Annotated in this window: 13 protein-coding genes and 1 pseudogene; 7 read left to right on the plus strand and 7 right to left on the minus strand. The window is 71.5% G+C overall.

Annotated features, from left to right (window positions below; all coding sequences use genetic code 11):
- Window positions 1–27: 27 nt before the first annotated feature.
- The 6 genes from dxr (at window position 28) to AN215_RS26475 (ending at window position 7449) form a co-directional block, all read left to right on the plus strand.
- Entirely contained in the window at window positions 28–1278 is a 1251-nt protein-coding gene (gene dxr, locus AN215_RS26450) for a 1-deoxy-D-xylulose-5-phosphate reductoisomerase (protein WP_171904288.1), read from the plus strand.
- The gene (locus AN215_RS26455) at window positions 1275–2579 is read left to right on the plus strand and encodes a M50 family metallopeptidase (protein ID WP_070010676.1); all 1305 of its coding nucleotides are present in this window, start codon (window positions 1275–1277) and stop codon (window positions 2577–2579) included. Before dxr ends, AN215_RS26455 begins: the two co-directional genes overlap by 4 nt.
- 207 nt (window positions 2580–2786) lie before the next feature.
- Window positions 2787–3950, plus strand: coding sequence for a flavodoxin-dependent (E)-4-hydroxy-3-methylbut-2-enyl-diphosphate synthase (gene ispG, locus AN215_RS26460; RefSeq protein ID WP_070010675.1), 1164 nt, complete (start codon window positions 2787–2789; stop codon window positions 3948–3950).
- 167 nt (window positions 3951–4117) lie between these two features.
- A complete protein-coding gene (locus AN215_RS26465; protein WP_070010674.1) occupies window positions 4118–4963 on the plus strand; it encodes a GNAT family N-acetyltransferase in 846 nt (281 codons plus the stop codon).
- A 67-nt stretch (window positions 4964–5030) separates the two neighbouring features.
- The gene (locus AN215_RS26470) at window positions 5031–5600 is read left to right on the plus strand and encodes a GNAT family N-acetyltransferase (protein ID WP_070010673.1); all 570 of its coding nucleotides are present in this window, start codon (window positions 5031–5033) and stop codon (window positions 5598–5600) included.
- 136 nt (window positions 5601–5736) lie between these two features.
- Window positions 5737–7449 (plus strand): proline--tRNA ligase, encoded by a 1713-nt coding sequence (locus tag AN215_RS26475; protein WP_070010672.1) that lies wholly within the window; start codon window positions 5737–5739, stop codon window positions 7447–7449.
- Between the two features lie 96 nt (window positions 7450–7545).
- Here the strand turns inward: AN215_RS26475 and AN215_RS26480 are convergent, their stop codons facing one another.
- The 4 genes from AN215_RS26480 to AN215_RS26490 form a co-directional block, all read right to left on the minus strand.
- A complete protein-coding gene (locus AN215_RS26480) occupies window positions 7546–8514 on the minus strand; it encodes an HpcH/HpaI aldolase/citrate lyase family protein (RefSeq protein ID WP_070010671.1) in 969 nt (322 codons plus the stop codon).
- Window positions 8504–8788: a CoA transferase gene (locus AN215_RS30715; RefSeq protein WP_338057947.1), complete on the minus strand. Its 285-nt coding sequence runs from the start codon at window positions 8786–8788 to the stop codon at window positions 8504–8506. Before AN215_RS30715 ends, AN215_RS26480 begins: the two co-directional genes overlap by 11 nt.
- Window positions 8689–9720 carry a CaiB/BaiF CoA transferase family protein gene (locus tag AN215_RS26485; RefSeq protein WP_253186439.1) on the minus strand — a complete coding sequence of 344 codons (1032 nt, stop codon included), beginning with the start codon at window positions 9718–9720 and terminating at the stop codon, window positions 8689–8691. The genes AN215_RS30715 and AN215_RS26485 overlap by 100 nt, the downstream gene beginning before the upstream one ends.
- 138 nt (window positions 9721–9858) lie before the next feature.
- On the minus strand, window positions 9859–10782 hold the full coding sequence (locus tag AN215_RS26490; RefSeq protein ID WP_070010670.1) for a LysR family transcriptional regulator: 924 nt from the start codon (window positions 10780–10782) through the stop codon (window positions 9859–9861).
- A 170-nt stretch (window positions 10783–10952) separates the two neighbouring features.
- Between AN215_RS26490 and AN215_RS30925 the strand changes: the two are divergent.
- Window positions 10953–12370, plus strand: a pseudogene (locus AN215_RS30925) (CitMHS family transporter).
- A 72-nt stretch (window positions 12371–12442) separates the two neighbouring features.
- On the opposite strand, the gene AN215_RS26500 reads toward AN215_RS30925, so the two are convergent.
- From AN215_RS26500 to AN215_RS26510, 3 genes are all read right to left on the minus strand, one after another.
- Window positions 12443–13486: an aminoglycoside phosphotransferase family protein gene (locus AN215_RS26500; RefSeq protein WP_070010669.1), complete on the minus strand. Its 1044-nt coding sequence runs from the start codon at window positions 13484–13486 to the stop codon at window positions 12443–12445.
- Between the two features lie 173 nt (window positions 13487–13659).
- Complete coding sequence (locus AN215_RS26505; protein ID WP_070010668.1) at window positions 13660–14139, minus strand: ferritin-like domain-containing protein; 480 nt, start codon at window positions 14137–14139, stop codon at window positions 13660–13662.
- Complete coding sequence (locus tag AN215_RS26510; RefSeq protein WP_245694729.1) at window positions 14136–14819, minus strand: hypothetical protein; 684 nt, start codon at window positions 14817–14819, stop codon at window positions 14136–14138. Before AN215_RS26510 ends, AN215_RS26505 begins: the two co-directional genes overlap by 4 nt.
- Window positions 14820–15090: the final 271 nt, after the last annotated feature.

A 15090-nucleotide genomic window follows, 5' to 3' on the forward strand; every position in this document is an offset into this window, starting at 1 on the left:
GGTCCGAGGAGCCGTCAGAATGGGTTCATGACCGAATCCCTCGCTGATCCGCACCTGCGGTCCGCCGGCCCGCCGAGTGTGCCGGAAGGGCCGCGCGACATCGTGATCCTCGGATCGACCGGCTCCATCGGCACCCAGGCAGTCGATGTCGTACTGGCCAATCCCGGCCGGTTCCGGGTCACCGGGCTGTCCGCCGCGGGAAGCCGGCTGGAGCTGCTGGCCGGGCAGGCGCACCGGCTCCAGGTGCGGACCGTCGCCGTCGCCCGTGAGGACAAGGTCGGGCTGGTGCGCCAGGCGCTGCGCGCCGAGTACGGGCCGGGGGAGCCGATTCCCGAGGTGCTCGCCGGGCCGGACGCGGCGACGGAACTGGCGGCGAGCGAGTGCCACACGGTGCTCAACGGCATCACGGGCTCCATCGGGCTGGCGCCGACACTCGCGGCGCTGGAGGCGGGCCGGATGCTGGCCCTGGCCAACAAGGAGTCGCTGATCGTCGGCGGTCCGCTGGTGAGGGAGCTGGCCGCCCCCGGCCAGATCGTCCCCGTGGACTCCGAGCACTCGGCGCTCTTCCAGGCCCTGATGAGCGGCACGCACGCGGAGGTGCGCAAGCTGCTGATCACCGCATCGGGGGGCCCGTTCCGGGGTCGCGGCAAGGCCGGACTGGCCGACGTGACGCCCAAGGAGGCGCTGGCACATCCGACCTGGGACATGGGCCCGGTCATCACCGTCAACTCGGCGACTCTCGTCAACAAGGGCCTGGAGGTCATCGAGGCTCATCTCCTCTACGGCGTCCCCTTCGAGCGGATCGAGGTCGTCGTGCACCCGCAGTCGGCCGTGCACTCGATGGTGGAGTTCACCGACGGCTCGACGATGGCCCAGTGCGGCCCGCCGGACATGCGGCTGCCGATCGCTCTCGGCATCGGATGGCCGGAGCGGGTTCCGGACGCCGGGCCGGTCTTCGACTGGTCGCGTGCGATGTCGTGGGACTTCTTCCCGCTGGAGGCCGAGGCGTTCCCAGCCGTGCCGCTCGCCTTCCAGGTCGGCCGCTCGGGTGGCACCGCGCCGGCCGTCTACAACGCCGCGAACGAGGAGTGCGTCGAGGCGTTCTTGAACGGAAGGCTGCCGTTCCCCGGCATCGTGGATACGGTTGCCGCTGTGGTCGAGGAGCACGGGACCCCCAGCGCGGCGGCGTTGACGCTGGACGATGTCCTCGACGCGGAGACCTGGGCGCGCAGGCGCGCCCGTGAAATGGCGACGGCAGCAGCGGAGGCCCGCGCATGACGACCTTCATGACGATTCTGGGCATAGTCGTCTTCATCGTCGGTCTGCTCTTCTCCATCGCCTGGCACGAGCTGGGGCACCTGTCGACGGCGAAGATGTTCGGCATCCGCGTACCGCAGTACATGGTGGGCTTCGGCCCGACGATCTTCTCGCGTCGCAAGGGGGACACGGAGTACGGCCTGAAGGCGGTGCCCCTCGGCGGCTACATCCGCATGATCGGCATGTTCCCGCCCAGCGAGGACGGGACGCTGCGCAAGCGTTCGACCTCTCCGTTCCGCGGCATGATCGAGGACGCCCGGGCGGCCGCCTTCGAGGAGCTGAAGCCCGGCGACGAGAAGCGGCTCTTCTACACGCGAGCGCCCTGGAAGCGCGTCATCGTCATGTTCGCCGGGCCGTTCATGAACCTGATCCTCGCCGTCGTGATCTTCCTGGTCGTACTGATGTCCTTCGGCATCAACACCCAGACCACCACCGTCTCCTCCGTCTCCAAGTGTGTGATCCCTGCCTCGGCGAAGTCCGACAAGTGCCCTGCGGGCGCCAAGGACTCGCCGGCGAAGGCGGCGGGCATGCTGCCCGGCGACAAGATCGTGGCCTTCGACGGCAGGCCCGTCAAAGAATGGGGCACCCTCCAGCAGGCGATCCGTGACACCACCGGACCCGCCACCATCACCGTGCAGCGCGACGGCGACCGCAAGACGCTCCAGGCCGACCTGATCCCGAACAAGGTCGCCAAGTCCGACGGCCGCGGCGGCTATGTCGAGGGCGAGTACGTCACGGCCGGCTTCCTCGGCTTCACCCCGGCGAGCGGCGTGATCCCGCAGACCTTCCCGCAGTCCGTCGACCGGATGAGCGACATGATGGTCCAGGGCGTGGAGGCCCTGGTCGCACTGCCCTCCAAGGTCCCCGACCTCTGGAACGCGGCGTTCGACGGCGGCGAGCGCAAGCAGGACTCCCCGATGGGCGTCGTCGGCGCGGCCCGGGTCGGCGGCGAGGTCTTCTCGCTCGACATCCCGCCGACGCAGCGGGTGGCGACGATGCTCTTCCTCGTCGCGGGCTTCAACCTGTCGCTGTTCCTCTTCAACATGCTGCCGCTGCTGCCGCTGGACGGCGGCCACATCGCGGGCGCCCTGTGGGAGTCGGTGCGGCGGGCCTTCGCCAAGGTCTTCCGACGACCCGACCCCGGTCCCTTCGACGTGGCGAAGCTGATGCCGGTCGCGTACGTCGTCGCGGGGATCTTCATCTGCTTCACGCTGCTCGTGCTGGTCGCCGATGTGGTCAACCCGGTGAGACTCGCGGGATAGCCGTACGGGGCCGCCGCACCGGCCGGCGGCCCCTGCCCCGAAGACGGCGGCCCGTGTCATCCGGGCGGGTTTTTGCCCGGTATGTACGCTTCCGCCGGTTACCGGGAGAGGGATGTGCTCGTACGGGTGACGGTGCCGTAATCTCGGGGCCTGGAGCCCGTCGATCTATCGGGACTTCTCGATCCATACCTTGGGGTTGCACGCCTGATGACAGCGACAGCGATTTCGCTCGGAATGCCGGACGTACCGACCAAGCTGACCGACCGCCGCAAGAGCCGGCAGATCCAGGTGGGTCCGGTGGCTGTCGGCGGCGACGCACCGGTCTCCGTACAGTCGATGACCACGACCCGCACTGCCGACATCGGCTCGACGCTCCAGCAGATCGCCGAGCTGACCGCGTCCGGCTGCCAGATCGTGCGAGTGGCCTGCCCCACGCAGGACGACGCCGACGCGCTGGCCACCATCGCCGCCAAGTCGCAGATCCCCGTGATCGCCGACATCCACTTCCAGCCGAAGTACGTGTTCGCCGCGATCGACGCGGGCTGCGCCGCCGTCCGCGTCAACCCCGGCAACATCAAGCAGTTCGACGACAAGGTCAAGGAGATCGCCCGGGCGGCCTCCTCCGCCGGCACCCCGATCCGTATCGGCGTCAACGCCGGCTCACTCGACAAGCGGCTGCTGCAGAAGTACGGGAAGGCCACCCCGGAGGCACTCGTCGAGTCGGCCTTGTGGGAGTGCTCCCTGTTCGAGGAGCACGGCTTCCGCGACATCAAGATCTCGGTCAAGCACAACGACCCCGTCGTCATGATCAACGCCTACCGGCAGCTCGCCGCGCAGTGCGACTATCCGCTGCACCTCGGCGTCACCGAGGCGGGTCCCTCCTTCCAGGGCACGATCAAGTCCTCTGTCGCCTTCGGGGCGCTGCTGTCGGAGGGCATCGGCGACACGATCCGGGTCTCGCTGTCGGCGCCGCCCGCCGAGGAGTGCAAGGTCGGGATCTCCATCCTGGAGTCGCTCGGCCTGCGCCAGCGCCGCCTGGAGATCGTCTCCTGCCCGTCCTGCGGCCGGGCCCAGGTGGACGTCTACAAGCTGGCCGACGAGGTGACCGCCGGCCTGGAGGGCATGGAGGTCCCGCTGCGGGTCGCCGTCATGGGATGCGTCGTCAACGGCCCGGGCGAGGCCCGCGAGGCCGACCTCGGCGTCGCCTCCGGCAACGGCAAGGGACAGATCTTCGTCAAGGGCGAGGTCATCAAGACCGTCCCGGAGTCCAAGATCGTCGAGACGCTGATCGACGAGGCGATGAAGATCGCGGAGAAGATGGAGGCGGACGGCGTCGCATCGGGCGAACCGCAGGTCGCCGTCAGCGGCTGACCGTCCGGTCCACCGCCGCGGCGGACCGCGTACGTACGAGTCCGGCCCCGTTGCCCCTGGCGACGGGGCCGGAGGTACGCCCAGCCCGTGCGGGGTACAGTCGGAAGAGCGCCCGCTCCCCATCGCTTCCGTCCCCGGGGCCACATCACGGTGAGGCAGCCGACACTTTGTTGACCACCACCTCCACCAGGGTTGTCGAGCCGGCCGAACTCGACGACGTCCTCGCGGTGCTGGACCGCGAGCCGGTCAACAACGCCTTCATCGCATCCCGGGTGCGCAACGCCGGCCTCGACGCGCTGCGCCTGGGCGGCGAGATGTGGGGCTGGTACCAGAGGGGGCGGCTCGTCTCCCTCTGCTACGCCGGCGCCAACCTCGTACCGCTGTGCGCGGAGCCGGAAGCCGTGCGGGCCTTCGCCGAACGGGCGCGCCGGCAGGGGCGTCGCTGCTCCTCGATCGTCGGCCCGTCGGAGTCCACGGCCGCCCTGTGGTCGTATCTGGAACCGCACTGGGGTCCCGCCCGCGAGGTCCGGCCCCGTCAGCCCCTCATGGTCACGCGAGAGATCCCGCACGACGTACGGCCGGACCCGCTGGTGCGCCGCATCCGCAAGGACGAGATGGAACTCGTGCTGCCGGCCTGCGTGGAGATGTTCACCGAGGAGGTCGGGGTCTCGCCGCTCGCCGGCGACGGCGGGCTGGTCTACCAGTCCCGGGTCGCCGAACTCGTCGGCTCCGGCCGCTCCTTCGCCCGCGTCGAGAACCGCCGGATCGTCTTCAAGGCCGAGATCGGCGCGGCCACGCCACACGCCTGCCAGATCCAGGGCGTCTGGGTCACTCCCGAGCGCCGCGGCGAGGGCCTGTCCGTGTCCGGCATGGCGGCGGTGCTGCGCTACGCGATCAACGAGGTCGCACCGCTGGTCAGCCTCTACGTCAACGACTTCAACCACGCCGCGCGCGCCTCGTACCGGCGTGTGGGCTTCCGCGAGGTCGGGTCCTTCATGAGCGTGCTGTTCTGAGCCCTGCGCCAGGTCGCGGGCACCACGGCGGGCTGCCGCCCCCGTGGGTGCTAGTAGCCTCCCGGGCATGCTGCATTCTGCCGGGGGGCCACCCCAGGACCCCCGCGAGCCCCTCGTCGCACCGCTGGACCTGGAAGCGAACGTGGACGACGCCCTCGCCGTGCAGGCCGTCGCCTTCGGGCTGAGCGACGACGAGATCGGAGTGCGGCGGCACATCGTGCTGCGCCATCTGAAATCACCGGGCGCGATGGCGCTCGGGGCGCGCACGCCAGAGGGGCGGCTGGTCGGTTTCGTCTACGGAATGCCCAACGACCGTACGCAGTGGTGGTCCACCGTCGTCACGGGCCCGCTGCGCGCCGCCGGCTTCGAGGACTGGCTGGACAACTCCTTCGTCATCACCGAACTCCACGTCCTGCCGCTCCACCAGCGCCGCGGCCTCGGCCGCCGCCTGATCACCATGCTCACCGACGCCGCCGGGCAGCCGCGTTCGCTGCTCTCCGCGATCGACACCGACAGCCCGGCCCGCTCCCTCTACCACCGCCTCGGCTACCGGGACCTGGCCCGCAACGTGCACTTCCCGAGTGCGCCGAGTCCGTACGCCGTGATGGGGGCGTGGCTGCCGCTGCGCAGATCCTGAGCGGCGCGGGGTCCGGCCCTGAGCGGCGCGGCGGATCTGCGGGGGCGGGGGAATCGCATTTCCGTGCCGTGCACGGGGCCGGATAGTCTCCTCCCCAGTTGTTTCGACTGCTTTCAACCACCGCACGGAGAATTCCATGGCAGCCCGAGTCCAGCGTTTGTCCCGGTCGATGCTGAAGACACTGCGCGACGACCCGGCCGATGCCGAGACCGTCAGCCACAAGCTGCTGGTGCGTGCCGGATACGTGCGCCGTGCGGCGGCCGGGATCTGGACATGGCTGCCCCTGGGCCTGCAGGTGCTGGAGAACGTCACCCGGGTCGTACGCGAGGAGATGGACGCCATCGGCGCCCAGGAGGTGCTCCTTCCCGCGCTGCTGCCCAAGGAGCCCTACGAGATCTCCGGGCGCTACACGGAGTACGGCGATCTGCTCTTCCGCCTGGAGGACCGCAAGGGCGCGGGTTATCTGCTGGGGCCCACGCACGAGGAGATCTTCACCCAGGTCGTCAAGGACCAGTGCACGTCCTACAAGGACCTGCCGGTGACGCTCTACCAGATCCAGACCAAGTACCGGGACGAGGCGCGTCCCCGCTCGGGAATCCTGCGCGGGCGTGAGTTCACGATGAAGGACGCCTACTCCTTCGACGTGAGCGACGAGGGCCTGGCCGAGTCCTACGCGCGCGAGCGCGAGGCATACCAGCGCATCTTCGAGCGCCTCGGGCTCGACTACCGCATCGTCTCCGCGGTCTCCGGCGCCATGGGCGGCTCGGCCTCGGAGGAGTTCCTCGCACCGGCCGCCGCCGGCGAGGACACCTACGCGCAGTGCCCCTCCTGCGGGTTCGCGGCCAACACGGAGGCACTGTCGGTCGCCGTCCAGCCCGCCGCGGACGCGGACCACCCCGCGGTGGAGGAGCTCGACACCCCGGACACCCCGACCATCGAGACCCTCGCGGAGCACCTGGGCGTCCCCGCCTCGGCCACGCTGAAGAACCTGCTGGTGAAGATCGACGGTGAGATCGCGGCCGTCGGCGTCCCCGGGAACCGCGACGTGGACCTCGGCAAGCTCGCCGAGCATCTCGCCCCCGCCGAGGTGGAGTTGGTCACCGCCGACGACTTCACGGACAGGCCCGACCTCGTACGCGGCTACGTCGGCCCGCAGAACGGCATGGCGGGCAAGGCCTTCCGCTACATCGCCGACCCTCGCGTCGCCCCCGGCACGGAGTGGGTCACCGGTGCCAACAAGCCCGACAAGCACGCGCGTCACGTGGTGTGCGGCCGCGACTTCGAGGTCGACGACTATCTCGACGTGGTCGTCGTCGAGGCCGGCGACCCCTGCCCGCAGTGCGGTTCGGGCATCGTGCTCGACAGGGCGATCGAAATCGGCCACATCTTCCAGCTCGGCCGCAAGTACGCGGACGCCTTCGAGCTGGACGTGCTGGGCCAGGACGGCAAGCCCGTTCGCGTGACCATGGGCTCGTACGGCATCGGCGTGACGCGCGCGGTGGCGGCTCTGGCCGAGCAGACCGCGGACGAGCAGGGGCTGTGCTGGCCCCGGGAGATCGCCCCGGCGGACGTCCACGTCGTGGCCGCGGGGAAGGCCCTGCAGACCGAACTCGCCGTCGACGTCGCGGAGAAGCTCGGCGCCGCCGGTGTGCGCGTGATCGTGGACGACCGTGCAGGCGTCTCGCCCGGTGTGAAGTTCACCGATGCCGAGCTGATCGGCGTGCCCTCGATCCTGGTCGTGGGCCGGGGCGCCAAGGACGGTCTGGTCGAGCTGAAGGACCGCCGCAGCGGCCGGCGTGAGGAGCTGACGGTGGCGGACGCCGTCGCCCGGCTCTCGGCCGACGCCTGAGTCTGAGCCGGGGCCGGGACCTGAGCCGGGGCCGCTCGGTCGCTGACCGCCTGACTGCCTGACTGCCTGACCGCGTGGCCCCTGACCGCCCGACGGTCAGGGGCCCCCGCGTCGCCGGTGGCGCCTGAGGATCTCCTGGGCGTTGGCCGCCATGGCCTCGTCCACCATCTGTCCCTCGAAGGTCACGGCTCCGGCGCCCTGCGCCTGCGCCGCCCGCACGGCGGCGATCAGGCGCTCGGCGCGGGCGAGTTCACCGGCGTCGGGGGAGAACACCTCGTTGATCACCGGGACGTGCGAGGGGTGGATCGCCATCATGCCCGCATAGCCGAGGGAACGGTTCTGCTCGGCGAACCGGCGCAGCCCCGCGAGATCGTCGATGTGCGTCCACAGCCCGCTGACGGGGTGTTCGGCGCCGGCGGCCCGTACGTCCAGCAGGACGCGGGAGCGCAGCGCGTGGGTCTCGGTGCTCCTGGGACTCCAGCGGTAGCCCAGCGCGCGTTCGACGTCGCCGCCCGGGGCGGTCAGCGCGCCGGTGTAGTCGGTGCGGGAGGCCGCGGCGGTGATGTCGTGTGCGTTGCGCAGCGCCTGGGCCGTCTCCAGCAGCGGCACCAGGGCGATGCCGCCCGCCGGCAGCCCCTGGTCGCGCTCGGACCAGGCCAGCAGCCGGTCGGCGGTACGCACCTCCTGCTCGGACTGCACCTTCGGCAGGACGAGTCCGGCGAGACCGGGACGTGCGACGGCCCGCAGCTCCTCGACGGCGGACCAGGCGTCGAGCGAGTTGATCCGTACGAACAGGGCCATGCCGCCGCCGTCGTGTCCGGAGCCGCCGCCGTCGGCGTCCGGGGCACCGGCGCGGGCCGCGTGACGGGCGATGGCCTCGACGACGTGATCCAGGGCTGCCCGCTTGTCCTGCTCCGCGACCGCGTCCTCCAGATCGAGGATCGCCGCGTCGGCGCCGGACGCCTCGGCCTTGGAGAGCCACTCCGTCTTCGTGCCGGGCACGAACAGCAGCGAACGCAGCGGCGTCCGCGCGGGACGGGACGGCCTGCCGGACTCAGACGACACCTTGCTGCTCCAGTTCCGCGAGCTTCTCGTCAGCGACACCGAGCCAGTGATGGTAGACGAGACGGTTGTCCTGGCCGAGCTCGGGCCCGGTCCGCCACACCTGCCCCGGGTTCTGCCGGAAGTGCGGGATGACGGCCTGCATCCGTACGGGACCCAGGTCCGGGTCCTCGACCGTCACGATGTCCTCCCGCTCCTCGTAGACGGGGTCGGCCGCGATGTCCGCCGCGTCGAAGACCCGGGAGGCGACCACCTCGTTCTGTGCGAACAGCTCCAGGCACTCCCGTGTCGGGCGCCGTGCGACCCACTCCCGCAGCCCGCGTCGAGCCGCTCACGTCCGGCCTGCTGCGCCTCGGAGGTGGCGAACTCCGCCTCGTCCAGGCCGAGAAGGCGGGCGACGTTGCGTACGGAGCGGAGTGTCGCGGAGGTGACCGTGATCCACTCACCGTCCGCGGAACGGTAGGTGTTGATCACGGCGGCGGGTGCGACGGCGAGCTGGTTGCCGGACCGTTCGGGAACGGTGCCCAGCTGGTCGTGCACGATGACCTGCCATTCGACGAGCCGGAAGAGCGGTTCGAAGAGGGCCATGTCGATCCACTCGCCGTCGAAGTCCGGATCACGTTCGCGGCGGTGCAGGGCGGCGAGGACGGCGTAGGCGCCCATCAGCCCGTTCACGGCGTCCCCGTGGGAGAAGCCGGTGTGCACGGGCGGGCCGTCCGGGAAGCCGGTCAGATGGACGACCCCGCTTCGGGCCTCGCCCATCTTCCCGAAACCGGGGCTGTCGGCCAGCGACGAGGTGGCGCCGTAGCCGGAGATCTGCAGCAGCACGGCCCGGGGGTTCAGCCGGTGCACCGACTCCCAGTCGAGTCCCCAGTCGCGCAGGCGTCCGGCCCGCAACGTGACGATCACGACGTCCGCCCAGGCGACGAGGCGGTGCGCGAGCGCGCGTCCCTCTTCCTGGTGCAGATCGAGGGTGACGGACCGTTTGTTGCGTCCGGCGACCTTGAACCACAGGGGAGTGCCGTCGCGCCTCGGGCCCATGGCGCGGGCGGCGTCACCCGCACCGGGGGGCTCGACGTGTACGACGTCCGCTCCCTGGTCCGCCAGCATCGAGCCCGCCAGCGGGCCGGCGACGACATGGGCGAACTCGACGACCTTCAGGTCGCACAGCTGCCCGCGGCGTCCGGCGTCGTCGTGGTCGTCGGTCACAGGGGCGCTCCTCGCTCGGCGGTCGGTCACGGCGTCTTCGGCTCAGCCTCTCCGAGCGGAGAAATGCCTGTCCAGCAAGAAAGGACGATCAATCGATGCGCTTTTCGCATGAGGCGGGCGGGCGTGTACGTCCCGGCGTCATGCCCAAGTGACGCCCTCCGGGAGACTTCCGCCCTCCTCGCGCAGCGCGTCCAGTGTGTCGAGGAAGCCCCGGGCCGCCAGCGGCACCGTCCGCCTCGCCCTCATCACCACGTCCAGGCGGCGGTGGACCACCGGACGGACGAGCGGGGCCGGGACGAAGTCACCGGTCCCCAGCAGCGGCAGCACGAGCGCGGGCATCGCGGACACCCCCAGCCCGGCGGCCACCAGCCCGCCGACCGTCGCCACGCTGGCGGCCTCGGCCGCGGGCGGAACCCGGGCGTCGATCTGCGCGAACGTGGCGTCGGCGAGCCGCCGCACGCTGGAGTCCTGGCCGACCGCGAGAAACGGATGCCGTGCCAGGTCCTCCCAGGCCACCTCCGCCCGCCCGGCCAGCGCGTGCCCGCTCGGCAGCACTGCGACGAACCGGTCGCGCACCAGCGGCAGATGCTCCAGCTGGGCCGAGGGCTCGCCGGCCGTGGTGATGGCGAAGTCCGCGTCGCCGGAGGTCACATGGTCCAGCACCGGGCGCTCCGGGCCATCCATGATCCGTACGGCCGCGTGCGGCCGCCGGCCGCGGAAGTCGGAGATCACCCGCGGCAGCAGCACGGCGGCGACCGAAGGCAGCGTCGCCACGGCCACGGTCCCGGACTCGCCCAGCAGGAAGCGCTCCAGTTCCTTCATGCCCGCGCGGTGCGCGCCCAGGATCTGGTCCGCGATCCGCAGCGCCTCGGTCCCGGCGGCGGTCAGCTGCACGTTGCGGGTGTCGCGCTCCAGCAGCTGCGCGCCGAGCACACGTTCCAGGTCCGCGACCGCTCTGCTGAGCGACGACTGCGAGACGTGCAACTGCGACGCGGCGGCCGTGAAACTGGCCGCCCGTGCGACGGCGGCGTAGGCGGAGAGCTGGCGGAGGGTCGCATCCATGAGCGGCGAGCATAGGCGGCACAAGGCAGAACTGATGCACAGATCGCATGAGTGAATCCCGGTTCAATGCTGGACACCCATTCGATCCGGCTCCGAAACTCTCGGGCAGCGCGACGCCCTCGTACATACGTCGCCCGCCGCAAGGCCCGGGAACAGGAGAGCGAGAGATCATGCTGGCAGCACTGGGCTTCACCACGATCGGTCTCTTCCTGCTGCTCACCATGACGAGGCGGCTGTCCGTTCTCGTCGCGCTGGTGCTGCTTCCGGTACTCGCGGCGCTCGCCGGGGGCTTCGCGGACCGGCTCGGCGAGATGATCCTCGAGGGCCTGACGACGGTGGCGCCCACCGGCATCATGATCGCCTTCGCCTACCTCTACTTCAGCCTGATGGTGGACGCCGGGCTCTTCGACCCCCTCATACGCGGCATCCTCCGCTTCGGCCGCCGCGACCCGCTGCGCATATGCATGGGCACGGCCGTCCTGACGATGTGCGTCGCCCTGGACGGCGACGGCGCCTCCACATTCCTGATCACCGTCTCCGCCCTGCTGCCCGTCTACCAGAAGCTGGGCATGCGGCCACTGGTGCTGAGCGGGATCATCTGCCTGGGCGCAGGCGTGATGAACATGATCCCGTGGGGCGGTCCGACGGTACGGGCGGCTGCCGCGCTGAAGCTCGACACCTCGGAGGTCTTCCTGCCCGTCCTCCCCGCCATGGGGTGCGGGATCGCGTGGGTGCTGGTGGCCACGTACCTGATCGGTCGCCGTGAGCGGAACCGGCTCGGCAGCGTGGACGCCGTGCCGGCGGGCGGGGGCGAGCCCGGGGACCCCGGCGCCGGCTCGGCTCGGCCACGGGTTCGGGTTCGGCTCCGGGTTCCGGCGACGGTGAACGCCCAGACGTGAGCCGCGAGAACGCGGGCGGGGACGCGGACAAGGAAGGTCACGTACGGCTCGCGGTCGCCGGGCGTCCCCGCACCTGGCTGACCGTCTTCAACCTGGTCCTCACGCTCGCTCTGCTCGTCAGCCTCGTCCTGCAGCTGATGCCGCTCGAAGTGCTCTTCATCATCGGCTTCGCGGTCGCTCTGCTCGTGAACCACCCCCGGTGGGAGGACCAGCAGGCGCTGCTGGACAGGCACGGCAAGAACGTCGTCCTCGTCACCACCATGATCTTCGCCGCGGGCGTCCTCACCGGAGTCCTCACGGAGACAAAGATGATCGACGAGATGGCGAAGACCCTCGTCTCCGTCATCCCCGCTTCGCTGGGCGGCCACCTCCCGGGGATCGTGGCCGTCACCGGCATGCCGCTGAGCCTCGCCCTGACCCCCGACGCCTACTACTTCGGTGTACTGCCGGTGCTCTCCGAGACCGCTCAGGGGTTCGGCACCGAGCGGGCCGAGATCGCACGGGCCGCCATTCTCGGCCAGATGACGACGGGCTTCCCGCTCAGCCCTCTCACCGCCTCCACCTTCATCCTCGTCGGCATGACGGGCGTACAGCTCGGCGAACACCAGCGCTTCATCTTCGGCTGGGCGTTCGGGACCACGCTGGTGATGTCCGCCGCCGCGATGCTGACCGGCGTCGTCCCGCTCTGAGCGCCGACGAAGCAGGAGCGGGGGCGGCACCGGGGGCGGTGGGACCGGGACCGGTTCCGGACGGGCCGCTGGTCAGAGCCAGCCGGCGAACTCCAGCAGCAGCTCGCCGTCCTCCCGGTTGCCGCTGCCGATGTGCCGTACGCCGGACTCGACCGCACGGTAGAGCGACCAGCCCCGCAGCCGTTCCCGGTCCACCTCCAGGGAGTCGGCGAGCTTGTGCAGACGCCGCCGGGTCGCCGAGGCCGCGCCGGGGGAGGCGAGGAGGTCGTGCAGCCGGTCCCGTACGAGACGGGCCAGGTCGTACGTGCGCTCGCCCAGCAGCGGGTCCGGGCCGGTCGCGAGCCACGGCACCCGACCGGCGTCGGCGGCGAGGACCGCCCCCTGTCTGAAGTCGCCGTGCAGCAGCACCTCTTCGGGCGGATCGGCCAGCAGCCCGTCCCGCAGCTCCAGCGCCTCGTCCCGCAGCGGCCGCACCTCCTCCGGCGTCGCGGGGGAACGCAGGAACGCGCTGCCCGCGGCGGTGTGCCCGGCCACCGTGCCGAGGCTCCCTGCCCCCGCGGCCGAACCCGCGGCCGAGCCCGCCGCCGATCCGGCGCCCGGTCCCGCGACCGTGCTCTCGGCGGCCGCCGCGCCCGCGCCGTCCGGCTCCGGTGCGACCCACAACCGCCGTACGGCGGACGCGGCCTCCAGCATCGCTTTCGCCTCGGGCAGCGACCGCAGAGACATCTCACCGTGCAGCCGCTCCAGCAGCAGGGCACCTTCCGCGTCGTCCGAGCGCAGCAGCTGCACCGCACCGTGGCCGTTCCAGTGCGCGAGGGCCGTACGCTCCCGTTCGGTGCGCTCCCGTGCCCCGGAGACGTACGGAGCGAGCAGCTTCAGCGCGGCCGGAGCCCCGTCGGCCTGCCGCACGAGCGTCACCAGACTGCCGCGGCCCCCGGGCGATACCACGCGTTCCGGCGTCAGCTCCCACTTCTCCAGCACCCGCTCCAGCAGAGCCGGGAGCTGCGCGAGCCATTCCTCACCGGCCCGGCCCATCTGCTCGCCGGCGTGCCCGTGCTGCGAGCCGAGGGTGCGCACAAGCCGCTGCGGAGGATCGAGAGGCAGTGCAGAAGCCATGCGGTGAAGTGGACCTTTCCGGACGGATGTGGCCTACGGGCGGGACGGACGGCCGGCGGTGCCGTGCGTGCGGTGCGGGCGAAGCGGTGCAGTGCCGTGCGGGGCCGTGCAGAGCGTGCTGCGCAGTGCGCTGCCGGGTCGTGCCGGGTACCGGTACGCCGGGAGTGGGACCGTCAGAGCGAACCGGACGTCTCACCGTTCGCGGGCGACCCCGACGGCGCCGGTCCGTCGGAGGCGGAGCGCTCGGAGAGACCAGGGAAGGCTACGCTGCTGCCGCGCCACCGCGCCGACCGGACCGCCGCCTCGCTCAGCGCGGACGCCGCCTCCCGCCGCCGGGCACCCTCGCTCACCCGTACGAGATCCCCGTACACCCCCGCCAGCCGGTCCTCCAGTTCCGCCGCGAGCCGTACCGCGGCGGCGCTGTCCGGCACGGCGAACGGCAGGGCGTACGCCGCGGCGGCGGGCTCCGGTTCGCCGCCCAGATCCCGCACTTCGCGGCGCAGCGCGTCGCGGCGGGAGCGGTGCACGTCGTAGGCGCTGCGCGCCTCGTCCTGGCGTGACGATCCGATGCGGCCGCCGACGACGCCGTAGCCGTAGACGGTCGCGTGCTCCGCGGCGAGGGCCGCCTGCACGGCGTCGACCAGCTTCTTCATGCGCCGCCGTCCTTCCGGTCCTGCGTTTCCCGTCCGTCCTGCGCACCGAGCAGATACGCGTGCGCCGCGCCCGCCGCGGCCAGGGACGCGAGCACGCGCGCCGTCTCCGGCGGTGCCTTCACCATTGCCGCGGTGCGGGCACGTGCCGTGCGGCGCTCGGCGTCGCCCAGCGCCGTCAGCGCGGCCTTCTCGCCGTCGGGCACCCGGGGCCTGCCGTGCTTGCCTCCCCCAGAGCCTCTGGCCTGGGGGTGCCCCCACCGGTCGCCCCCGGCGCCGCCGTCGTTCCTGCTCCCGTCGTCGTCCTCGCTCCCGTGCCTGTCCCCGCCCTTGTTCTCGCCCCCGCCCTCGCCGCTGAGGACCTCGGCGTGCCGCATGGTCGACTCACGCAGCGGACGGAGCCGGTCCGCGAGCCCTGAGTGGGCGTCGGCGGTCGCGTCGTAGCTGGCCAGCAGTTCCAGGCTCTGACGGGCGGCCTCCCGCCGAAGCCGCTTGTCCGAGGCGGCGACCTGCTCGGCGTCCGCGCTCGCGTCGTCCCCGGAACAGCCCGAGGTGAGCGTCGTCAGGGCCCCGAGCGGAGCCAGAGTGCCGAGCGTCCCGGCGACCATCGACCGTCTGCGCGGGCCCGCCGGCGGCTGGGGGCACCCCCAGGCCGGAGGATCTGGGGGAGGCATGAGCGGCATGGGGGCTCCCTGATCGGCGTCGTATCGCTCGAACCTCTGCGGTGGGCACCGCATGCGGTGATCACCGCCCGTGAGGGTACCTGCGCGCATTCGAACGTATCGACGGGCCACCCTCGCTGCCCCATGAATACCCGCACGTCCCCTGACATCCCGCCCGGATCGCCCGTCTGGTCGGCGCCGCCCGTGGCAGACGTTAGGCTTGGACCGGTACACGACCACGTCATCTCCCCCATCACAGGCGCCCCTACAACAGCACACGCGGCCGAGGAGT

Source organism: Streptomyces abyssalis (genome assembly GCF_001751365.1).
In the GTDB taxonomy this organism is placed as follows: Bacteria; Actinomycetota; Actinomycetes; order Streptomycetales; family Streptomycetaceae; genus Streptomyces; species Streptomyces abyssalis.